The 22,291-nt window shown below is 73.8% G+C and carries 17 protein-coding genes and 1 pseudogene; 8 read left to right on the top strand and 10 right to left on the bottom strand.

Annotated elements, in window-relative coordinates; all coding sequences use genetic code 11:
- Positions 1–176: 176 nt before the first annotated feature.
- The 6 genes from ACZ46W_RS02675 to rhaI are packed head-to-tail and all read right to left on the bottom strand — an operon-like array spanning position 177 to position 7,809.
- On the bottom strand, positions 177–857 hold the full coding sequence (locus ACZ46W_RS02675) for a LutC/YkgG family protein (RefSeq protein ID WP_468332398.1): 681 nt from the start codon (positions 855–857) through the stop codon (positions 177–179).
- A gap of 41 nt (positions 858–898) precedes the next feature.
- Positions 899–2,317: a lactate utilization protein B gene (locus ACZ46W_RS02670; RefSeq protein WP_468330166.1), complete on the bottom strand. Its 1,419-nt coding sequence runs from the start codon at positions 2,315–2,317 to the stop codon at positions 899–901.
- Complete coding sequence (locus tag ACZ46W_RS02665) at positions 2,314–3,024, bottom strand: (Fe-S)-binding protein (RefSeq protein ID WP_468330163.1); 711 nt, start codon at positions 3,022–3,024, stop codon at positions 2,314–2,316. The genes ACZ46W_RS02670 and ACZ46W_RS02665 overlap by 4 nt, the downstream gene beginning before the upstream one ends.
- Positions 3,025–3,042: 18 nt before the next feature.
- On the bottom strand, positions 3,043–4,521 hold the full coding sequence (locus ACZ46W_RS02660) for a rhamnulokinase (protein WP_468330160.1): 1,479 nt from the start codon (positions 4,519–4,521) through the stop codon (positions 3,043–3,045).
- 10 nt (positions 4,522–4,531) lie between these two features.
- On the bottom strand, positions 4,532–6,586 hold the full coding sequence (locus ACZ46W_RS02655) for a bifunctional aldolase/short-chain dehydrogenase (RefSeq protein WP_468330157.1): 2,055 nt from the start codon (positions 6,584–6,586) through the stop codon (positions 4,532–4,534).
- Between the two features lie 47 nt (positions 6,587–6,633).
- The gene (gene rhaI, locus ACZ46W_RS02650) at positions 6,634–7,809 is read right to left on the bottom strand and encodes an L-rhamnose isomerase (protein WP_468330154.1); all 1,176 of its coding nucleotides are present in this window, start codon (positions 7,807–7,809) and stop codon (positions 6,634–6,636) included.
- Between the two features lie 217 nt (positions 7,810–8,026).
- On the opposite strand from rhaI, the gene ACZ46W_RS02645 reads away from it, so the two are divergent.
- The gene (locus ACZ46W_RS02645; protein WP_468330151.1) at positions 8,027–8,347 is read left to right on the top strand and encodes an L-rhamnose mutarotase; all 321 of its coding nucleotides are present in this window, start codon (positions 8,027–8,029) and stop codon (positions 8,345–8,347) included.
- Positions 8,348–8,485: 138 nt separating this feature from the next.
- Here the strand turns inward: ACZ46W_RS02645 and ACZ46W_RS02640 are convergent, their stop codons facing one another.
- The 3 genes from ACZ46W_RS02640 to ACZ46W_RS02630 all read right to left on the bottom strand — a co-directional run bounded on the left by ACZ46W_RS02640 (position 8,486) and on the right by ACZ46W_RS02630 (position 14,329).
- On the bottom strand, positions 8,486–11,548 hold the full coding sequence (locus tag ACZ46W_RS02640) for a tetratricopeptide repeat protein (protein ID WP_468330148.1): 3,063 nt from the start codon (positions 11,546–11,548) through the stop codon (positions 8,486–8,488).
- A complete protein-coding gene (locus tag ACZ46W_RS02635; RefSeq protein ID WP_468330145.1) occupies positions 11,545–13,422 on the bottom strand; it encodes an HSP90 family protein in 1,878 nt (625 codons plus the stop codon). Before ACZ46W_RS02635 ends, ACZ46W_RS02640 begins: the two co-directional genes overlap by 4 nt.
- 436 nt (positions 13,423–13,858) lie before the next feature.
- Positions 13,859–14,329, bottom strand: a complete 471-nt coding sequence (locus ACZ46W_RS02630) for a MarR family winged helix-turn-helix transcriptional regulator (protein ID WP_468330142.1) — start codon at positions 14,327–14,329, stop codon at positions 13,859–13,861.
- A gap of 158 nt (positions 14,330–14,487) precedes the next feature.
- Here ACZ46W_RS02630 and ACZ46W_RS02625 point away from each other — a divergent pair, with 158 nt between their 5' ends.
- From ACZ46W_RS02625 to ACZ46W_RS02600, 6 genes and pseudogenes are all read left to right on the top strand, one after another.
- The gene (locus tag ACZ46W_RS02625; RefSeq protein WP_468330139.1) at positions 14,488–15,252 is read left to right on the top strand and encodes a CoA transferase subunit A; all 765 of its coding nucleotides are present in this window, start codon (positions 14,488–14,490) and stop codon (positions 15,250–15,252) included.
- On the top strand, positions 15,252–15,887 hold the full coding sequence (locus ACZ46W_RS02620) for a CoA transferase subunit B (RefSeq protein WP_468330136.1): 636 nt from the start codon (positions 15,252–15,254) through the stop codon (positions 15,885–15,887). Before ACZ46W_RS02625 ends, ACZ46W_RS02620 begins: the two co-directional genes overlap by 1 nt.
- A 19-nt stretch (positions 15,888–15,906) precedes the next feature.
- Positions 15,907–16,680 carry a protocatechuate 3,4-dioxygenase subunit beta gene (pcaH, locus tag ACZ46W_RS02615; RefSeq protein ID WP_468330133.1) on the top strand — a complete coding sequence of 258 codons (774 nt, stop codon included), beginning with the start codon at positions 15,907–15,909 and terminating at the stop codon, positions 16,678–16,680.
- A complete protein-coding gene (gene pcaG / locus ACZ46W_RS02610; RefSeq protein ID WP_468330130.1) occupies positions 16,677–17,258 on the top strand; it encodes a protocatechuate 3,4-dioxygenase subunit alpha in 582 nt (193 codons plus the stop codon). The genes pcaH and pcaG overlap by 4 nt, the downstream gene beginning before the upstream one ends.
- A complete protein-coding gene (gene pcaB, locus ACZ46W_RS02605; RefSeq protein ID WP_468330127.1) occupies positions 17,255–18,511 on the top strand; it encodes a 3-carboxy-cis,cis-muconate cycloisomerase in 1,257 nt (418 codons plus the stop codon). The genes pcaG and pcaB overlap by 4 nt, the downstream gene beginning before the upstream one ends.
- Positions 18,508–19,257 (top strand): annotated as a pseudogene (locus ACZ46W_RS02600) (alpha/beta fold hydrolase); the annotation flags it as partial. The gene pcaB and the pseudogene ACZ46W_RS02600, both read left to right, overlap by 4 nt.
- A 14-nt stretch (positions 19,258–19,271) precedes the next feature.
- Here the strand turns inward: ACZ46W_RS02600 and ACZ46W_RS02595 are convergent.
- On the bottom strand, positions 19,272–20,024 hold the full coding sequence (locus ACZ46W_RS02595; protein WP_468330124.1) for a Clp protease N-terminal domain-containing protein: 753 nt from the start codon (positions 20,022–20,024) through the stop codon (positions 19,272–19,274).
- A 718-nt stretch (positions 20,025–20,742) separates the two neighbouring features.
- Between ACZ46W_RS02595 and arfA the strand changes: the two genes are divergently transcribed.
- The gene (gene arfA / locus ACZ46W_RS02590; RefSeq protein WP_468330121.1) at positions 20,743–22,284 is read left to right on the top strand and encodes an arabinosylfuranosidase ArfA; all 1,542 of its coding nucleotides are present in this window, start codon (positions 20,743–20,745) and stop codon (positions 22,282–22,284) included.
- Positions 22,285–22,291 lie beyond the last annotated feature (7 nt).

Genomic DNA, 22,291 nt, shown 5'->3' with positions numbered 1-22,291 from the left:
ATGGGGGATTGGCGTACACGTGCGCGTGTCGCGCCGCACCGCACGGTGGCACGTTCCCCGCCGCAGGCCGACCCCCGGTCACCCGCACGTGGAAGGTGAAACGTTCAGTCGCGGTGCATACGGACGCACGCCCCCGTCGCCCGCGCCCCCGCGGCCGTGACCGGTATCCGGACCGCCTACCCGGTCACCAGCACCACGTCGAGGGTGCGGGGGCCGTGCACCCCTTCCACCCGGTCCAGTTCGATGTCGCTGGTGGCCGACGGCCCCGAGATCCAGGTCAGCGGACGCGCCGGGTCGAGCCGTGGCAGCGCGTGCGGCAGCGAGGCGACGACCTGGCCGGGGGCACGCACGACACAGACGTGCAGATCCGGTACGAGGGTCAGAGCGCGGCGCCCCTGGCCCCGTGTCGCGTCCAGCACGATCGTGCCGGTCTCGGCGATCGCCAGGGCGCACGTGGTGACCACGGCATCGGTGGAGTCGAGTTCGTACGCGCTCAGCGGGCGCCCGGCCGTGTCGTGGCGCAGTTCGGCGCCGGTGCCGACCAGCCAGTCCGCCGGCAGGCCGGGCGGCACGGCGACCGATGCCGCCCCGCGCTCGGCGAGCAACCGGGCGATCAGCGACGGCAGTTCGTCCTCGGTCGCGCGGTGCACATGGGCACGGTAGTCGGCCAGGTTGTGGTGCAGCAGGTCCAGGAGGGTGGCCGGGTCGTCGGGGGAGTGGCTCGTGCGGTAGTCACGGGCCGGCTCGGGGGCGTCGGGCGCGCCGGCGTTCGCCGCGCGGATACGGGCGAGGATCTGCTCGCGGGAGCTGGTGCGGGGTCGGCTCACGCGCGGTCGGCCCGGGGGCGGTTCGGCCATGTGCGGTTCACTCGTGTGCCGTTCACTCATGGGCGGTTCACTCATGTGCGGTTCTTCCTCCACCAGTCGCGGAACGACCGTTCCGGCAGCTCGGGCAGGTCACGGCCGTCGGTCCACGCCCCGGTGCCCGGCGGCCTGGCCGGGTGCGCCTTCCGGGTCGCGGACGCCACGCGCTCCCCGGCCGCGAGGGCGGTGGGGTGGTCCAGCAGCCAGGTGGCCGCCCTGACCGCCGCCCGCTCCAGCCGGTGGCCCTTCCCGCCCCGCTCGGCGACCTTCCCACGGAGGTGGACGAGGACCTCGGGGATGTCGATGGCGACCGGGCACACCTCGTAGCACGCCCCGCACAGCGACGACGCGTACGGCAGCGAGGCGTCGATGTCGCTCGCCGTGCCGCGCAGTTGCGGGGTGAGGATCGCCCCGATCGGGCCCGGGTAGACCGAACCGTACGCGTGCCCGCCGGCCCGCTCGTACACCGGGCAGACGTTCAGGCACGCCGAGCAGCGGATGCAGCGCAGCGCCTGGCGGCCGACTTCGTCGGCGAGCGTGGCGGTACGGCCGTTGTCCAGCAGGACCAGGTGGAAGGCGCTCGGGCCGTCGGCGTCCGCCGTCCCGGTCCACGTGCTGGTGTACGGGTTCATGCGCTCGGCCGTGGACGACCGCGGCAACGTCTGGAGGAACACATCCAGATCCCGCCACGTCGGCACCACCTTCTCGATCCCGACGACCGAGATCAGGGTCTCCGGCAGGGTCAGACACATCCGCCCGTTCCCCTCGGACTCGACCACGACCAGCGTGCCCGTCTCGGCGACCATGAAGTTCGCCCCCGAGATCCCCACCTTCGCGCGCAGGAACTTCTCCCGCAGGTGCAGCCGGGCCGCCTCCGCCAGGTCGGCCGGCGTGTCGGTCAGGTCCTCGGGCGCCGGACGGCCCCAGTCCGCCATCCGGGCACGGAAGATGTCCCGGATCTCGCCCCGGTTGCGGTGGATCGCCGGAACCAGGATGTGGGAAGGCCGGTCCTCGCCCAACTGCACGATCAGCTCGGCGAGATCCGTCTCGTACGCGGCGATGCCCTCCGCCTCCAGGGCCTCGTTCAGGCCGATCTCCTGCGTGGCCATCGACTTGACCTTCACGACCTCCCGCTCACCGGTCGCCTTCACCAGGTCCGCCACGATCCGGTTGGCCTCGGCCGCGTCCGCCGCCCAGTGGACCGTGCCCCCGGCCGCCGTGACGGCCTCCTCCAACCGCACCAGGTAGGTGTCCAGGTGGCGCAGCGTACGGTCCTTGATCCGCCTGCCCGCCTCCCGCAGCAGCGCCCAGTCGTCCAGCTCCGCGACCGCACGGGCGCGCTTGTCGCGGATCGTGTGCGTGGCGTGCCGCAGATTGGCCCGCAGCACCGGGTCGGCCACCGCCTCCCCGGCGGCCTCCGGGAAGGCCGGCATGCCCAGGTACGTTCCACTCATCGCGGCGGCTCCTCTTCCGTACTCGCCAGGATCTCGGCGATGTGCACCGCCCGCATCCGCTCGCCCTCCCGCCGCAGGATCCCGCCGATGTGCATCAGACAGGAGTTGTCCGCCCCGCACAGTACGTCGGCGCCCGTCCCGGCCGCGTTGCGGACCTTGTCCCGCCCCATCGCCACCGACACCGCCGGGTTCTTCACCGCGAACGTGCCGCCGAAACCGCAGCACTCCTCCGCGCCGGGCAGTTCCACCAGCTCCAGCCCCTTGACCGCCGCCAGCAGTCGGCGCGGCCGGTCGCCGAGGCCCAGCAGCCGCAGCCCGTGACAGGACGGGTGGTACGTCACCCGGTGCGGGTAGTACGCCCCCACGTCGCTCACGCCCAGCACGTCGACCAGGAACTCCGTCAGCTCGTACGTCCGGGGCCCGAGCCCCGGCTCGCCGAACCCCGCGTAGTGGTCGCGCACCATCGCCGCGCACGAACCCGACGGGGTGACGACGTACTCGTACCCCTCGAAGGCCCGTGCCGTGCGGCGCACCAGGCGCTCGGCCTCGCGCCGGTAGCCGGTGTTGAACTGGGGCTGGCCGCAGCACGTCTGGGCCGCCGGGAAATCCACCTCCACGCCGAGGCGTTCGAGGAGTCTCACCGTGGCGATCCCGGTCGCGGGATACACCGCGTCGTTGACGCAGGTGACGAACAGCGCGACGCGCATCGCGGCTCCTTCCTTCGTTCATGCCCGGCCGGGGCCGAGCCGGGCGGCCGCCTCGTCCCACGCCGTGGCGTCCTCGTGACGCGGCGCGTAGTGGCGCAGCGGCTGCGTCGACGCGACCAGGCGGCGCATGCCGGCGAGGTCGGGGCCGGCCAGGCCGGCGGCCCTGGCCTGGACGAGGATATTGCCCAGCGCGGTGGCCTCGGCCGGGCCCGCCGTCACCGGCAGCCCGGTCGCGTCGGCGGTCAGTTGGCACAGCAGCGCGCTGCGGGACCCGCCGCCGACCAGATGGACCCGGGTGAGGTCGCGGCCGGACAGCCGGGCCGCCCGCCGCAGGGCCTGGCGGTGGGCGAGCGCCAGGCTCTCCAGGACGCAGCGGACGAAGGCGCCCGGACTGTCGGGCGCCGGCTGCCCCGTACGGACGCAGAAGCCGCGTATCCGGGCCGGCATGTCCCCGGGCGCCAGGAACTCCGGGGCGTCGGCGGCGACGAGGGAGGCGAACGGACGCGCCCGGGCCGCGTCGGCGAGCAGGCCCGGCAGGCCGGTGGGCAGCCCCTGGGCGGCCCAGGTACGGCGGCACTCCTCCAGGAGCCACAGGCCCATGATGTTGCGCAGGTACCGGACGGTGCCGTCCAGCCCGCGCTCGTTGGTGAACCCGGCCACGCGGGACGCCTCGCCGAGCACCGGGGCGTCCAGCTCCACACCGGCCAGCGACCAGGTGCCGCACGACACGTACCCGAACCCCGGCTCGGTGGCGGGCACCGCCACCACCGCCGACGCCGTGTCGTGCGAGGCGACGGTGACCACCGGGGTGGCGGGCGGCAGGCCCGTGTACGCGGCGACGTGCGGCAGCAGGGTCCCGGCCGGGGTGCCGGGGGAGCGCAGCGGGGGCAGCAGCCCGGGGTCGATGCCGAGCCGGTCGAGCAGCTCGCGCGACCAGGTACCGGTACGGGCGTCGAACAGCCCGGTCGTCGAGGCGTTCGTCTCCTCCGCCCCGACCGAGCCGGTCAGCCAGTGCACGAACAGGTCCGGCATCAGCAACAAGGTCCGGGCGGCGGCGAGTTGGGCGGTCCCCGCCGCCGCCGCGAGCTGGTGGACGGTGGTGAACGGCAGGTGCTGGAGCCCCGTGATCCCGTACAGCTCGGCGGGCCCCACCTTCTCCCACACCCGCTCCGGTACGCCGTCAGTGCGGGCGTCCCGGTAGTGGTACGGGTGCCCCAGCAGCCCCCCGTCGGCGTCGAGCAGCCCGTAGTCCACCGCCCACGTGTCGACGCCGACGCTCGCCACCGCACCGGCCGCGCGGGCCACCCCCCGCAGCCCGTCCAGCACGCCCTGGAACAGGGCCAGGACGTCCCAGCGCAGCCCGTCGGGCAGGCAAACCGGGTCGTTGGCGAACCGGTGCGCCTCCGTGAGCGTGAGGCTCCCGGGCCCGACCCGGCCGAGCACCACCCGGCCGCTGGTGGCGCCCAGGTCCACGGCGGCGAACGAACGCTCGGCCATGCGGCGCCCCCTACCGCGGGAACGCGGCCGCGACGCCCGCGTCCACCGGGATGTGCAGGCCCGTCGTGTGCGACAGCTCGCCACCCGTCAGCACGAAGACCGCGTTCGCCACGTGCTCGGGCAGCACCTCCCGCTTCAGCAGCGTCCGCTGCGCGTAGAACTCGCCGAGCCTCTCCTCCGGCACCCCGTACACCGCCGCCCGCCGCGCCCCCCACCCGCCCGCGAAAATGCCCGAACCGCGCACCACCCCGTCGGGATTGACGCCGTTGACACGGATGCCGTGCCCGCCCAGCTCGGCGGCGAGCAACCGCACCTGGTGCGCCTGGTCGGCCTTGGCCGCCGCGTACGCGATGTTGTCGGGCCCCGCCAACACGGCGTTCTTCGACGCGATGTAGACGATGTCGCCGCCCATGCCCTGTGCGGTCATCACCCGGGCCGCCTCACGCGACACCAGGAACGAACCACGGGCCATGATGTCGTGCTGGCGGTCCCAGTCCTCGGCGGTCGTCTCCAACAGCGGCTTGGAAATGGAGATCCCCGCGTTGTTGACCACCAGGTCCACCCCGCCGAACGCCAGGACCGCCGCCCGGAACGCCTCCGCGACGCGCTCCTCGTCCGTCACGTCGACGGTCACCGCTACCGCCCGGTCCGCGCCGCCCAGCTCCTCGGCGACCGCCGCCGCGCTCTCGCCGTCCAGGTCGGCGACCACCACGCACGCGCCCTCGGCGGCCAGCCGGTGCGCGATGGCCCGCCCGATGCCGCTGCCCGCGCCCGTCACCAGCGCCACCCGTGTGGCCAGTGCCTTCGGCTCGGGCATCCGCCGCAGCTTGGCCTCCTCCAGCGCCCAGTACTCGATGCGGAACTTCTCCGCCTCCTCGATCGGCGCGTACGAGGACACCGCCTCGGCGCCCCGCATCACGTTGATCGCGTTCACGTAGAACTCGCCCGCCACGCGCGCGGTCTGCTTGTCCCTGCCGAACGAGAACATCCCCACGCCGGGCACCAGCACGATCGCCGGATCGGCGCCGCGCATCGCGGGCGAGTCGTCCGTGGCGTGCCGCGCGTAGTAGGCGGCGTACTCCTCCCGGTAGGCCGCGTGCAGCTCCCGCAGCCGCGCGACGGTGTCCTCCAGGGGCGCGGACGGCGGCAGGTCCAGCACCAGGGGCCGCACCTTGGTGCGGAGGAAGTGGTCCGGGCAGGAGGTGCCGAGGGCCGCGAGGCGCGGGTGCCCGGCGCGGGACAGGAAGTCCAGCACCACGGCCGCGTCGGTGAAGTGGCCCACCCGCGGCTGGTCCTGGGAGGCCAGGCCCCGCACGACGGGGGCCAGCGCGGCCGCCCGCGCCCGTCGCCCGGCCTCCGGGAGCGGCTCGTACCCCTCCCGTACGGGCCCGAACGGCTCGGGCTTCCCGCGCTCGGCCAGGAACGCCTCGGCGGTCCGGATGATGTGCAGCGAGTTGGCCTCGCACTCCTCGCTGGTGTCGCCCCACGCGGTGATGCCGTGGCCGCCCAGGACGCAGCCGATGGCCCGGGGGCCGGCCGCCTTGACGGCCGCGATGTCCAGGCCGAGCTGGAAACCGGGGCGGCGCCACGGCACCCACGCCACCGTGTCGCCGAAGCACTCGGCGGTCAGCTTCTCGCCGTCCGCCGCGCACGCGAGCGCGAGGCCCGAGTCGGGGTGGAGGTGGTCGACGTGCGCGGCGTCGACGAGCCCGTGCATGGCGGTGTCGATGGACGGCGCGGCCCCGCCCTTGCCGTGCAGGCAGTAGTCGAACGCGGCGACCATCTCGTCCTCCCGCGCCACGCCCGGGTACACGTCCTTGAGGGCGCGCAGCCGGTCCAGCCGCAGCACGGCCAGCCCGGCCCCGGTGAGCGTGCCGAGGTCACCGCCGGAGCCCTTCACCCACATCAGCTCGGTGTCCGTGCCGGTCACGGGGTCGGGAGCGGTGCCCTTGGCGGAGGCGTTGCCGCCGGCGTGGTTGGTGTTGCGCGGATCGGCGCCGAGCCGGTGCGACCGGGCCAGGAGCGCGGCGGCCTCGGGGTGCTGGGCGGGGGTGGCGGATGCCATGTCGGTGGTCCTCACGGGGTGTGGGTGGTGGGCTTCCGGCGCGGTGGTCACGCGCCCCAGCCGGCCTGGTCGCCGCCGACCCGCTCGGTGGCGGTGCGCTCGGCCCAGCCGGAGCGGCGGAAGGCGGCCATCGGGTCGGGGTCGAGGCCGAGCTCCTCGCGGACCTCGGCGAGCAGGGGGCGTACGTCGGTGGCGTACGCGTCCATCAGCACGGCGTTCGCGGCCAGGACGTCCCCGGCGAGCTGCGCGCTCGTCAGCGCGTCCCGGTCCACCAGGAGCGCCTTGGCGGTGGCCTCCTGCACGTTCATCACCGAGCGGATGACGGCCGGGACCTTCGGCTCGATGTTGTGGCACTGGTCGAGCATGAACGCGATGCCCGCCGCCGGCTCCAGACCGCCACCGCGCCGCACCTCGTACATGATGCGGAAGAGCTGGAAGGGGTCGGCCGCGCCGGCCATCAGGTCGTCGTCGGCGTAGAAACGGGAGTTGAGGTCGAACGCGCCGAGCTTCCCCTCGCGCAGCAGGAACGCGACGATGAACTCGATGTTCGTGCCGGGCGCGTGGTGCCCGGTGTCCACGCACACCCGGGCCTTCGGGCCGAGTGCGCGGCAGTGGGCGTAGGACGTGCCCCAGTCCGGCACGTCGGTGGTGTAGAAGGCGGGCTCGAAGAACTTGTACTCCAGTACCATCCGCTGGCCGTCGCCCAGCCGCTCGTACACGGCGGCGAGCGCCTCAGCGAGCCGGTCCTGACGGGCCCGGATGTCGTCCTGGCCGGGGTAGTTGGTGCCGTCCGAGAACCACAGCTTCAGGTCCCGGGAGCCGGTCGCGTCCATGATGTCGACGCACTCCAGCAGGTGCCGCAGCGCCTTCCGGCGGACGGCCGGGTCCGGGTGGCACACGCTGCCCAGCTTGTAGTCGTCGTCCTGGAAGACGTTGGAGTTGACGGCGCCGAGCGCGAGCCCGCGCTCCTTCGCGTACGAGGCCAGCTCGCCGTAGTCGTCGACGCGGTCCCACGGGATGTGCAGGGCGACGGTGGGCGTGACGCCGGTGAACTCGTGCACGCGGGCCGCGTCGTCCAGCTTCTCCCACGGGGTGCGCGGCACTCCCGGCTGGGCGAACACCTTGAAGCGGGTACCGGAGTTGCCGTACGCCCAGGACGGCGTCTCGATCGCCTGGGCCTTCAGCACGGCCTTGGCGGCGGCCCGGGCTCGGTGCGGGGACATGACTCTCCTCGGGGGTGGTCGTCCTTGGGGTCACGGCGGGATTGAAACGTATTAAAGATGGGGCGTGGTGCGGTGCGGGGTCAAGGGCTCTCACCGGAGTGCGGCTCCTCGTAAACCCTTGTACCGAAAGGGGGTTGACGCCAGGAGTCGGTGTGGTCTTAGCTCGTCTGAAACCTTTCATAACCCCTGCCGGTCGGCGGAGAGGACCAGGTACGCCATGCAGCGCGTCTGCTTCCTGCTGAAGGTCCGCCCGGACCGGCTCACCGAGTACCGCGCCCGGCACACGGCCGTGTGGCCGGAGATGCTCGACGCGCTCCGCGCCGCCGGCTGGCACAACTACTCGCTCTTCCTCCGCGACGACGGCCTCCTCGTCGGCTATCTGGAGACCCCCGACTTCGCCGCCGCCCGCGCCGCGATGGCCGCCACCGACGTCAACGCCCGCTGGCAGACGGTCATGGCGGGCTTCTTCGAAGACCTGGACGCCCGGGGCCCGGACGAGGCGATGCGGCCGCTTACCGAGGTGTTCCACCTGGACTGACACCGGGCGCCGGTACGGCACGACCCGTGCACCGCCCCCTCGGGGGGCACTGCACGGGTCGAGTGAAGCCGGTCGCGGAACGGCCCGGTGGTCGAACGGCTGGTCGCCGAACGGCTGGTCGCCGAACGGCCGAAGGGGTCAGCCGGCCTGGGTGAGCTGGTCGAGCATGTGCTCCAGGCGGGGGAGGACCGAGCGCGCGTGGTCCGTGTCCAGTGCGCCGACTTCGGTCATCAGCGCCCGCATCCGCGCGGCGGCCTCATCGGTGCGGTCCAGCGCCTGCTCCGTCCAGGCCATGCGCACGACGCACCGCACCCGCTCCTCCAGGGCGTCCGGGCCCAGCTCGGCGAACGCCGCGTCCGCCCGTTCCAGGAGGTCCACCGCCTGGCGCCGGACAGCCGCGACCACCTCCCCGTCGCCCTGGCCTCCGTCCTCCTCCCCCTCGTCCTCCTCCTCGTCCTCGTCCTCGTCCTCGTCCTCGTCCTCCTCGTACAGTTCGTCGAGCAGCAACTCGGCCGTCTGCGCCCAGGTACGCGCGCGTTCCACCAGCAGCTCGGGACCGTCCCCGTCGACGACCGTCAGGGCCCGTGACATCAGCTCCTTCGCCGCGTCCGAGTCCCCGCCCTCTGCCTCCAGCCACGCCAGCGCACGCAGCGCCCGCGCGAGCGAGACCGGCTCGTCGACGCCCTGCCAGAGCTCGACGGCCCGGTGGTAGGCGGCGACGGCCTCGTCCCGCATGCCCGACGCCGACAGGCACTCGGCGCCGAGCGACGCGAAATGGGCCTGTGACCCCGCGTGGTCCCAGCCCTTGGCCACCTCCGCGGCGAGCAGATACTGCTCGGCGGCCGCCCGGTGGTCGCCGAGCGCCCGCAGGCTCCGGGCGAGGGCGTCGCGGGCCCGTACCGCCTGCTCCTCACCGTGCTCCAGCAGGTCCGGTAGCGCCGACTCCAGCACTTCGGCCGCCTCGGCGGCACGTCCCGCCTCGCCGAGGGCCTGGGCCAGGACCAGCCGGGCGTACGCCCCCGCGCCCGCCGAGTCCCCGGCGGCGTCGAACCAGTGCGCCGCCTCCAGGGCGTGGTCGGCCGCCTCCGCCTCCTTGCCGTCCTGCTGGTAGAGGACCTCCGCCAACGTCAGCCGTATCCGGCCGAGCTCGTCCGCCGCCACGATCTCGGTGCTGTGGGCGAGCGCCGAGCGTGCCGTGTCCTCGGCGTCCTCCGGGCGGCCCATCGCCATCAGCAGCCGTGCCCGCCGCGCGAGGGGTTCGGCCGCACCCCACGGGCGGCCGGCGCCGACCCACCGCCGCGCGGCGGAGGCAAGCAGCGCCTCCGCCCGCTCGGCCGCGCCGGTGCGCCAGGCGAGGTCGGCCCGGAGCCCTTCCGCCTCGGCGAGCAGGTCCTCGACGTCGATGCCGCCGGGTCCCGCCGAGAGCTTCGAGAACTCCGAAAGCTCCGAGGACTCCGAGAGCTTTGAGAACTCCGAGACGAATGCGGTCAGATCGGCGTCGAAGCGGGCGCCGCCATCACCCGTCCCGGTCCCGGAGCCTTGCCCGGCTCCGGAGCCCTCGCCGCCTTCACCGTCCCGGAGGATCGCCTCGAACTTGGCCCGCATCAGGGCGACCGTCGCGATCCGGCGTGTTCGGGCCGGGTCGGCCGCATCGAGGGCCTCCGCCGAGGCGGCGGCCGTCCCGAGCAGGTCCCGGATCTCGTCCGCCTCCGCGCCCGCCTGTGCCGCCGCGGACGCCACGCGCAGCTCGGCCAGGGCAGCCCGGCCCGGTTCGCCGGCGTTCCGGTACGCGACGACGACCTGCTCGAACAGGCCCCGGGCGGCGTCCTCTCCGGCGCGTCCGGCACGGAGGGCCCGGTGGTCCAGCAGGTCGGCGGCCAGCAGTGCGTCCGGGGCCTGGCCGGTCTCCGTGACGAGGGCCGCGACCCGGTCCCAGACGGTGGACGCGCGCGGGTGCCCCTGGGCGCGCAGCTCCCGCGCTTCGGCGACCAGCTCGGGCAGGGCGGCGGCGTCCGGGGCCTTGCGCGTCTCGACGGCGGTGACCGGGGGCGCGCCGGCCGAGGGGACGGCACCGGCGCCGAGCCGTACCGCCCGTACGCCCAGCGGGAGGCCGTCCACCAGCGGTTCCTGCTCCAGTCGGTGCCTCAGCCGGCTGGACACGACGTCGTTGCCGTTGCGCTCGTCGAAGCGGGCCGCGATCACCCATGCCTCCGCGTCGAGGGTGTCGTGCAGCTCCCGCACCGTACGCCGCCGTCCTCCGTGGGTGGCCGCGGGCCGGTCCCCGACGCCCAGGTCCAGCAGTCGGCGGAGCAGGACCAGGGTGCCGCCCAGGAAGTCCAGCCGCGATCCCGGGTCGCCGTCGGACGCGAGGTGCGTGGCGTGTTCGGAGAGCAGCTCCAGTCCCCTGCTCTCGTTTCCGGTCAGGGCGCAGAACTCGATGTGCCGGCCGACCGACGGCAGCATGCTCTCACTGCCGCGCACCATGCGGTATCCGCGCAAGTGGTTCGCGCGTGCCTGGTCCGGGCTGCCCGACCGCACCAGCGGCAGCAGCGACTTGGCGAGTACACGGTGCGGCTCCTCCATGCACGTGGAGCTACCGTCGAGGACCGGCTGCCAGGTGCGCAACGCCTTGTCGTCCCGGCCCTGCCTCACCCAGTACGAGCCCTGGGCGTTGAGCTCGCACGCGTGGCAGTTGGCCATCCGGTCGCGGTCCGCCGTCGTCCACGCGCTGAACGCGCGTGCCGCCCGCGCGGAGTCACCGGTTTGGTCGGCGATGTGGAACTCACCCTGGCGCACGGCCCGTTCGGTGTACCCGGCCAGCCGGTAGCGGCGCTCCATCTCGGTGAGCCACTGCTCCATGGTGGCGAGCGGGATCTCCGGCAGTGTGAGCATCCCGGACGTGACCCATTTGAACATCCAGTGGAACCGGTGGCTGTCGTGGCTGTCGAAGACGGACGGGTCCTGGTCCCACTCCTGCATGAGCCGGGCGAACGGCACCAGCATCTTGCCGCGCTCGGTGCTGAACTCGTACGCCCGGATGAGACCGAACAGCGCCTGCCGGAGCACATCGCGATCGCCCGCCGACTCGGCGGCGGCGACCAGTTCCTCCGCGCGGGCGTTGCGCAGCAGCCCGTTGGGCGCGGAATCGTTCTCCCACAGGGCCCGGCGGATCTCCTCGGGGGAGTGCTCGGGGGTGGTCACTTGTCGTCCTCCTGAGAAGCCGTGGTCGGGTGCGTGGCCCACTCGAGGAGCCCGAGGAACGCCCTGTTGAGCAGGGAGGTGTCGGCTGGGCGCAGCGGGCGCTGCGCCATGAGCAGGGCCTGTCCGTAGAGGGACTCGACCGCGGTGCCGGCCAGTTCGGTGTCGCCGATCGCCGCGACGCGGCGCACCAGGGGGTTGTTGTGGTTGAGGACGAGGCGGGCACGTGGCGCCGAGCCGCGCAGGGCGCCGAGGATGTCGCTCCACAGGCTGTCGGCACCCTCCTCGGCCGACACGCGGTCCCGCTCGTGGCGGGCCTCCCGGTCGTCGAGGTACAACGCCGGCACGGTCACGGGCTGGAAGGCGCGCAGCGCCACGTCGCAGCCGAGCGGGTCCAGGCGCGTGCGGGCGGTGGCGAGGAAGGAGGCGAGGGCCAGCTCCTCCTGCGGCCCGACCGGGTCGAGGTGTGCCGTGACGGCGCCCGCGTCCAGCTCGCTGACGGTGACGCCGTCCCGGACCTGCGGAAGCAGGGCGACAAGGTCGGAGTCGTAGGTGTACCCGCCGTTGACGATGCCCAGGCCGTGCGCGGCCGCGATGGGGGAGACCTGCCGGAACTCCTCGACCGTCCGGGTGAAGTGGACCCGCGGATGCGTGCGTACGAACTCGTCGAGCGTGACCCGGCCGTCGCTGGTCTCGAACGGCAACCAGGGCAGCATCAGCGAGAACAGCTCGGCGTCGTGCCGCGCCATGGATTTCACGCCCAGGTGGTGCACCGCGAGGAAGGCCGCCAGCCGGTCGGGGTCGCCGGCCGCGAGCTCGGCGAGCCACTCACGGACGCGGACGCCCAGCGCGTCCCGCACGGCGGCGAGGGTCTCGTCGTCGTACAGGTTCTCCCGCGAGGCGGTCGGGCGCAGGGTGTCGGTGTCCAGCACGACGCGCACGAAGAACGCCCAGTCGGGCAGCAGGTTGTCGGCCCGGTCGGTGAGCAGCATGCCTTTCAGGTAGACCCGGTGGGCCGCCCGGTTGGCGGGACTCGTGGCGGAGGGCAGGACGTACGCGACACCGCGTACACCGGCGACCGGGAGGTCCAGGTCGATGGAGTCGAGCGGGGTGAACCCGAAGACCCGCGCGCAGTGCCCGGCCAGTGCGACCCGGCGTGCGGTGGGCGTCGGATACGGCCGGTCCCACACGGCCGGCCGCTCGGTCAGCGGGCGGTCGGTGCCGTCCGGCCCGGTGAAGGTGATCTCGTGGTGCAGCAGCGACCCGAAGTCCTGGGCGAGTTCGGCGACACGGCGCGGGTCGGCCCATTCCTCGGCGCCGGGCCGCGGCTCCAGCCGGACCGTGGTGCCGGGCTCGGGCCGCGCGTCGTGCGGCAGGGTCCGTACCGTGTACGAGCCGTCGTCGCTCGCCACCCACTCGACGGGCGGCTCGTCGGGCTTGCGGGCGGAACGGGACACCACGCGGATCTGCCGGGCGACCACGAAGCAGGCGAGCAACCCGATGCCGAACTGGCCGAGGAATTCCCGCCGGGCACTCTCCAGGCCGTCGCGCTTGGAGCTGCGCCCGATGGTGGCGAGGAGGGTGTGCACCTCCTCGGAGGTGAGGCCGATGCCGCTGTCCTCCATGACGACCGCATCGCCCGTGGCCGCCAGGCGGATGGCCACGGGGGCGGCGGGGTCGTGGGCGAGCCGGGCGGTGACGGCGTCCACCGCGTTCTGCAGCAGCTCGCGGATGTAGACGCGCGGGCTGGAGTAGAGGTGGTGGGACAGCAGGTCCACCAGGCCACGCAGGTCGACCTGGAACGTGTTCACCGATGCTTCGGCCGGTGACCGGACGGCTCCCGTGGGCTCGGGCAATTCGGGCGAGTGAAGGTTCATGGGCACAAGGGGGCCACCTCACGGCTCCGGACGGACGGCCGTGGGCGCGGGTCGGGCGATCGCGGGGTCCCCCCCTCACGAATCGCGATGGGCCCGGCCCTGACCTCGGCGCCGTACGCGGGATACGCGCAGGTCACCGAGGAGGACTCGGAATTGAGGACCATCGTAGGGAGGGCCACTGACAATGCCCAGGGATTTGCCCACGGACGCGATCTTGCCCGGACGCGACCTCGCCCGGCGCGGGCCGGCGCCACCCGTGGCGATGCACGCACGGTTCACGCGGCTCCACCCGTGGCGATGCACGCACGGTTCACGCGCCACCGGCTGCGGCGATGCACGCGCGACTTACGCGCCGCCGCCCGCGGTGATGCACGCGCGACTTACGCGCCGCCGCCCGCGGTGATGCACGCGCGTCTCACGCGCCGCCGCCCGCGGCTCACCTGCCCACGGCCGCCGGTGGGGGAGCGGTGGGGTGGCGCAGCCCTTCGGCGGCGTCCGAGACCCGGCGCAGCAGGTCGAGGAAGAGGGCCTGCTCCGCCGGTTCCAGCGGGGCGAGGAAGACCTGGTTCATCCGTGCCGTGCGCAGCGCCAGTCTCTTGTGGACGCGGACGCCCTCGTCGGTGGCGTGCAGGACCGAGCGTCGGCCGTCGCGCGGGTCGCGGACCTTGTCGACCAGGCCGCGGTCGGCCAGTCGGCGGACGACCTCGGCGATGGTGGAGCGGTCGAGGCCGACGCGGTCGCCGACGGTGCGCTGGTCCAGGCCGGCCTCGCCGACCAGGGTGTTGAGGACGGCGAACTGGGGGGAGGTGACCTCCTCGGAGACGATCGTGTTCCACAGCAGGGTGTGGGCCTGCTGGAAGCGCCGGGCCAGATGGCCGGGATGGCTGCTGAGGTCGAGCGCGGGCACGGTGCGTCCCCTCTCCCCGGGTGGTCCTGTGATGCCTGCCTGTACCGGTCAGTGTCTCATGGCACTGACCATCTTGACCGGCGCGAATTACGGTGCCAGGCTGCACCTTCGAGAGAAGGTAGTCAGTGTACTGAGCATTCTCGGAAGGAAGCGGACCGATGGACAAGGTGGTGCCCACCGCCGGGGAGGCCGTGGCCGATGTGCACGACGGAGCGACGTTCGCGGTCGGCGGCTTCGGCCTCAGCGGCGTTCCGAACACGCTCATCCAGGCCGTGCACGCGACCAGGATCACCGGCATCGGCGTGGTCTCCAACAACTGCGGCGCCATGGACACCGGCCTCGCGGTCCTGCTCGCCGCCGGGCGCATCGCGCGCGTCACGGGCTCGTACATCGGTGCCAACAAGGAGTTCGCCCGCCAGTACCTCGCCGGTGAACTGGAGGTCGAGCTGATCCCGCAGGGCACCCTCGCCGAACGGCTGCGCGCGGGCGGCGCCGGCATCCCCGCCTTCTACACCCCGGCCGGCGTCGGCACGCAGGTCGCCGAGGGCGGCCTGCCCTGGCGGTACGACGGGAACGGCGGCGTGGCGCTCGCCTCCCCGCCCAAGGAGGTCCGCGAGTTCGACGGCGTGCCGTACGTCCTCGAACACGGCATCCGCACCGACTTCGCCCTCGTACGCGCCGCAAAGGGCGACCGCCACGGCAACCTGGTCTTCGCCAAGTCCGCCCGCAACTTCAACCCCCTCGCGGCCATGGCCGGACGGATCACCGTCGCCGAGGTCGAGGAGCTGGTCGAGCCCGGCGAGATCGACCCGGACCACGTCCACCTGCCCGGCATCTTCGTCCAGCGCGTCGTGGCCCTCACCCCCGAGCAGGCCGCCGACAAGAAGATCGAGAACCGTACGACCCGGAAGGGACGGGGCTGATGGCCTGGACACGCGACGAGATGGCCGCCCGCGCGGCCGCCGAGCTGCACGACGGCGAGTACGTCAACCTCGGCATCGGCCTGCCCACCCTCATCCCCGGGCACCTCCCCGACGGCGTCCACGTCGTCCTCGAATCCGAGAACGGCATCCTCGGCACCGGCCCCTACCCGTACGAGGACGAGGTCGACCCCGACCTCATCAACGCGGGCAAGGAGACCGTCACCGTCCTGCCCGGCGCCTCCTACTTCGACTCGGCGCTCTCCTTCGGCATGATCCGCGGCGGCCACATCGACGTCGCCGTGCTCGGCGCCATGCAGGTCTCGGCCGGCGGCGACCTCGCCAACTGGGCCGTCCCCGGCAAGCTCGTCACCGGCATCGGCGGCGCCATGGACCTGGTGCACGGCGCCCGCCGCGTCATCGTCACCATGACCCACACGGCCAAGGATGGCAGCCCCAAGATCGTCGAGGAGTGCGCCCTGCCCCTCACCGGCCGCGCCTGCGTCCACCGGATCATCACCGACCTCGGCGTCCTGGACGTCACCGACGACGGCCTGACCCTGGTCGAGACCGCCCCGGGCGTGAGGGTCGACGAGATCCGGAAGGCGACCGCCGCCCCCGTCCGAACGGCCGGCTGACCACGGAAGGTTCACCGACATGGCGCTCACCCAAGCCGACATAGACCTCCAGATCGTCCGGCAGCGCGCCGCGTACGAGAAGTCCGTCGCCGACGGCGCCCGGCGCGCCGACCACCCGGCGCGCGATTACCCCCCGTACCGCTCCAGCCTGCTGCGCCACCCGCACCAGCCGCTCGTCGCCGTCGCCACCGCCCGCGACCCGGAGGCGGTCGAACTGGCCTCGCCCGCCTTCGGCGAGACCGACGTCACCGAACAGGACAACGACCTGACGCGACAGCACGCCGGCGAGCCGCTCGGCGAGCGCATCACCGTCACCGGCCGCGTCGTCGACCGCGGCGGCCGGCCCGTACGCGGCCAGCTCATCGAGTTGTGGCAGGCCAACGCCTCCGGGCGGTACGCCCACCGGCGCGACCGGCACCCGGCCCCCCTCGACCCCAACTTCACCGGCGTCGGCCGCACCCTCACCGGCGACGACGGCGGCTACACCTTCACCACCATCAAGCCCGGCGCCTACCCCTGGCGCAACCACACCAACGCCTGGCGCCCCGCCCACATCCACTTCTCGCTCTTCGGCTCGGCGTTCACCCAACGCCTCGTCACCCAGATGTACTTCCCCGGCGACCCGCTCTTCCCCCACGACCCGATCCTCCAGTCCGTCACCGACGACGCCGCGCGGCAGCGGCTCGTCGCGACCTACGACCACAGCCTGTCCCAGCCCGAACGGTCCCTCGGCTACCGCTGGGACATCGTGCTCGACGGGCCCGCCGCCACCTGGATCGAGGAAGGCCGATGAGCGGCCCCGAGCCCACGCCCTCGCACACCGTCGGCCCCTTCTACGGGTACGCCCTGCCCTTCCCCGGCGGCGGCGACATCGCCCCCGTCGGCCACCCCGACACGATCACCGTCCACGGCCGGGTCCTCGACGGCGAGGGCGCCCCCGTCCCCGACGCCCTGGTCGAGGTCTGGGGGCCCGGCCCCGGCGGCGAACTCCCGCGCACCGGCGGCTCGATGCGCCGCGACCCGGTCACCGGCGGGTTCCTCGGCCGCAACGGCATCGACTTCACCGGCTTCGGCCGCATACCCACCGACGCGGACGGGCACTGGACGGTACGCACCCTCCGGCCCGGCGCCCGCGGCGAGAACGCCCCGTACCTGAGCGTCTGCCTCTTCGCCCGCGGCCTGACCCACCACCTGTTCACCCGCGTCTACCTGCCGGAGCACGCCGACGCCCTCGCCGCCGACCCGCTGCTCGCCTCCCTCACGCCCGCGCGCGGGGCCACGCTCGTCGCGCACGCCGAGCCACGCGGCACCTACCGGTTCGACATCCGGTTGCAGGGCGAGGGGGAGACCGTCTTCCTGGAGTTCACATGACGTACGACGACGGCCTCCTGGCCCCCGGGAGCGCGGGCACACCCGCCGAGGCCGCCACCTCCGACGCCGCCTTCCTGCGCGCGATGCTCGACGCGGAGGCCGCCCTCGCGCGCGTCCAGGCGCCTCCGGACGCGGCCGGGACGATCACGGCGGCCTGCGCGGGCGAGTTCGACGTACGGGACCTGGCGCTGCGCGCCCGCTCCGGCGGGAACCCGGTGATCCCGCTGGTCGCCGACCTCACCGCCGCCGTACCGGAGTACGCCCGGCCCTACGTCCACCGGGGCGCCACCAGCCAGGACATCCTCGACACGGCCGCCATGCTCGTCGCCGCCCGAGCCCTGGCCCCGGTCCTCGCCGACCTGGAGCGCACGGCCGTGGCGCTGCGGGCGCTCGCCGCCGGGCACCGCGACACGGTGATGCCCGGCCGCACCCTCACCCAGCACGCGGTGCCGACCACCTTCGGGCTGAAGGCGGCGGGCTGGCGCGCCCTGGTACTGGACGCCCGCGACCGTGCCGCCGCCGTCCGCGACCGGCTGCCCGCCCAACTGGGCGGCGCGGCGGGCACGCTGGCGGCCTTCGAGGCGTACGGGTGCGACGACGCGCCCGCCCTCGTCGCCGCGTACGCCCGCGAAGTCGGCCTCGCCGAACCCGGCCTGCCCTGGCACACCCTCCGCACCCCGGTGGCCGACCTGGCGGGGGCCCTCGCGTTCACCGCCGGGGCGCTCGGGAAGCTCGCCGCCGACGTGCTGACCCTCTCCCGCACCGAGCTCGGCGAGGTGAGCGAGGGCAACGGCGGTGGCTCGTCCGCCATGCCGCACAAGGCCAACCCCGTGCGCGCCACCCTCATCGCCGCCGCCGCCCGCCGCGCGCCCGGCCACGCGGCGGTCCTGTACGGCTCGGTCGCCGCCGGGGACGAGCGGCCCCCGGGCGCCTGGCACGCCGAGTGGGAGCCGCTGCGGGAACTGCTGCGGCTCGTCGGCGGCGCCGCGCACCACGCCGCACGCCTCGCCGAGGGGCTGCGCGTCCACCCCGGCCGGATGCGGGCCAACCTGGACCTCACCGACGGGCTGATCGTCTCCGAACGGCTCCGCGCCCGCTTCCCGAAGGACCGCCTGACGCGGGCGGCCGAGGAGGTCCGTACGACCGGCAGGCCCCTCGCCGACGTGCTGGGCGTCCCGCCCGAACTGACCGACCCCACCCACTACACCGGCGCGGCGGATCGGCTCACCGACCGCGCCCTGGAACGCCGATGAACCTGCTCCACCACGTCGTCGAGGGCCCCGCCGCCGCGCCCGCCGTCCTGCTCGGCCCGTCCCTCGGCGCCTCCACCGCCCTGTGGGACGCCGTCGCACCCGGACTGCCGCTGCGGTGCGTACGGTGGGACCTGCCCGGCCACGGCTCCAGCCCCGCCGGCCTCATCGCCCCCGGGGCCACCGTCGCGGACCTCGCCGCCCATGTGCTGCGCCTCGCCGACGCGCTGGGGCTGGACCGGTTCCACTACGCGGGCGTGTCACTGGGCGGCGCCGTCGGCCTCTGGCTCGCCGTCCACCACCCCGACCGGCTGCACCGGCTCGCCCTCGTCTGCTCCTCCGCCCACTTCGGCGACCCCGGCCCCTGGCACGAACGGGCCGCCCTGGTGCGCCGCGACGGCACCGCGCCCCTGGCCGGGACGGCAGCCGGCCGCTGGTTCACCCCCGGCTTCACCGACCCGCGCCTGGTCGACGACCTGCGCGGCGCCGACCCGGCCGCGTACGCCGCGTGCTGCGACGCGCTCGCCGCCTACGACCTGCGCCCCGACCTGGCGTCGGTCACCGTGCCCACCCTGGTGCTGGCGGGCCGCCAGGACCCGGCGACCCCGCCCGCGCACGCCCGCGAGCTCGCCGACGGCATCCCGGGCGCGGCCCTCACCGAACTCCCCGGCGCCTCGCACCTGGCCCCCGCCGAGCAGCCGGCCGCCGTGCTGGCCGCCCTGCGCGCCCACTTCGGCGCGGCCACCGGCAGCCCGGACCGGAGCTAGTCGTTCTCGGCGGCGGCGGCCGACGCCGACGCCGACGCCGACGCCGTCGCGGCGGTCACATGCGCCGCGGTGGCCGCCTTGTCGATGCCGAGGCGGGTGAGGATGCCCTGACCGTCCTCGAACTCCAGCAGGGCGAGCAGGATGTGCTCCGTCCCGACGTAGTTGTGGCCCAGCAGCAGGGCCTCTCGGAAGGTCAGTTCCAGGACCTTCTTCGCCGCGGCGTCGAAGGGGACGAGATCGGGCACGCTGTCCGCCTTCGGCGGCAGTGCCGCGGCCGCCTCCTGCCGGACCGCGTCCAGGAGCACTCCCTGGGCGACGATCGCCTTGGCGGCGAGCCCCTCGGGCTCGTGCAGCAGCCCGAGGATCAGGTGCGCGGGGCGGATCTCGTCGTTCTCCGCGGCGTGGGCCTCGTTCTGCGAGGCCATCACGACGTTGCGGGCACGGTCGGTGAAGCGGCTGAAGCCCTGGGCGGGGTCCAGGTCCGACGCCTCGCCCGCCTTCGGTACGAAGCGCTTCTGGGCGGCCTGCCGGGTGACGCCCATGCTCTTGCCGATGTCCGTCCAGGAGGCGCCCGAGCGCCTGGCCTGGTCGACGAAGTGGCCGATCAGATGGTCCGCCAGTTCCCCGAGGTGGTCGGCGGCGATCACGGCGCCGGAGAGCTGCTCGAGCGCGTCGCTGTGTGCCTGCTTGATGGCCTCGATGAGGTCGTCGAGGCGAACGGGATGCGTCATGCCGACTGGTTTCGTCATGTGTCAACCGTAGGTTGACGACCCTCGGCCGTCAACCCCGCGTTGACAGTTGGGTGTTCAGGCCCTCCCGTACGTCCGTCACGCCGCGCCGGGACCTCCACCCCCGGCCGTGGCGCCCGCCCGGGACGGTCCAAAGGCCAGCCGGCGCTGGAGCTCGGCGTGACGGAACTGGCAGACCGCCCCCACCTGGCGCAGAACACCGCGCTTCTCATGGGTGTCGGAGAGGAACCCCTCAGCCGCCAGGGCAGCCGGCCGCGCAGCGCGAGCCGGCAGCGCACCATGGCGAAGGCCCCCCAGTCCGCCTGCGGCCAGACGGTCGGCGATCTCCCCGAGCCCGCTACCCGCGGCGGCACACACGCGCTTGTGGGGTGAAGGGCGCCTCGCGACGCGCGACATCACCCGGCCACCCCCTGGGCGCTCCCCAACGCCCGGCGGCGGACGGCTGATTGAGCGATATGCGCGCGACCCATTGACGCGCATGCTGTTCGAACCTACGGTCCCGTTCGAGGTTACGAGCGCCATTCGGTATGTCGAACAGCATCGCAGGGGGTGGGGAGGGGGTGCCTTCCCCGAGCCGCCCACCACTGCCGGCGCCACGGGCGGCGTCCTCACGGCGAGCGCCGGCCGGGCGTCGGCCGGGCGTCGGCCGGGCGTCGGCCGGGCGTCGGCCGCACCGGACCGGCCGGCCCGTAGCGCCCCGCTCAGCGAAAGGACTCCGATGACCGCCCGCTTCACCCTCGACCCCGCCTTCACCGTCGGCGAGGTCAGCCCCCGCCTCTTCGGCTCGTTCGTCGAGCACCTCGGCCGGTGCGTCTACACCGGCATTTACGAGCCGGGCCACCCCACCGCCGACGAGGCCGGGCTGCGCACCGACGTCCTCGCCCTCATCCGCGAGCTCGGTGTCACCACCATCCGCTACCCCGGCGGCAACTTCGTCTCCGGCTACCGCTGGGAGGACGGCACCGGCCCCGTCGAGCAGCGGCCGCGCCGCCTGGACCTCGCCTGGCGTTCCACCGAGACCAACCGGTTCGGGCTGGCCGAGTACATGGCCTTCCTCAAGAAGACCGGCCCACAGGCCGAGCCCATGATGGCCGTCAACCTCGGCACGCGCGGCGTCGCGGAAGCGCTCCAGCTCCAGGAGTACGCCAACCACCCCGGCGGCACCGAGCTGTCCGAGCGCCGCATCGCCCACGGCGACAAGGACCCCTACGGCATCCGGCTGTGGTGCCTCGGCAACGAGATGGACGGCCCCTGGCAGCTCGGCCACAAGACGGCCCGGGAGTACGGGCGGCTCGCCGCCGAGACCGCGCGCGCCATGCGACAGATGGACCGGGACGTCGAGCTGGTCGCGTGCGGCAGCTCGGGCCGCTCCATGGAGACCTTCGCCGAGTGGGAGGCGACCGTCCTGGCCGAGGCGTACGACGACGTCGACTACGTCTCGCTGCACGCCTACTACGAGGAACTCGACGGCGACCGCGACTCCTTCCTCGCCTCCGCCGTCGACATGGAGGCCTTCATCGAGGAGGTCGTCGCCACCTGCGACCACATGGGCGCCCGCCTGAAGTCGCCGAAGAGGATCAACCTCTCCTTCGACGAATGGAACGTCTGGTACCTCAGCCGCTACCAGGCCCGGGCCGCCACCGAGCCCCTCGACTGGCCCGAGGCGCCGCGCCTGCTGGAGGACTGCTACTCCGTCACCGACGCCGTCGTCCTCGGCTCCCTGCTGATCGCCCTGCTGCGCCACGCCGACCGCGTCACCGTCGCCTGCCTCGCCCAACTCGTCAACGTCATCGCCCCGATCATGACCGAACCCGGCGGCCCCGCCTGGCGGCAGACCACGTTCTTCCCCTTCGCCCAGGCCTCCCGCCACGGGCGGGGCCGCGTCCTCGACGTACGGGCCGACTCACCCACGTACCCCACGGCGAAGTACGGCGAGGTGCCGCTGCTGCACGCCACGGCGGTACGCGGCGACGACGGCACCGTCACCGTCTTCGCCGTCAACCGGGGCCGGAACGCGCCCCTCCCGCTCCACGTCGACCTGCGGGGGCTCGACCTGACGCACGTCGTCGAGCACTCCGCACTCGCCGACGCCGACCCCGACGCCCGCAACACCCTCGACGACCCCGAGCGCGTCACCCCGCACACCGTTCCCACGACCACCCTCGCGGACGGCGCACTGCGTGCCGTCCTGGAGCCGATGTCCTGGAACGTGATCAGGCTGTCGGCGGCGACGGGAGCGGACAGCCCCCACTCACCCTGACTCGAAG

It is taken from the genome of Streptomyces sp. NPDC031064, from assembly GCF_055570965.1.
This window is presented reverse-complemented; position numbering and strand designations above follow the sequence as displayed.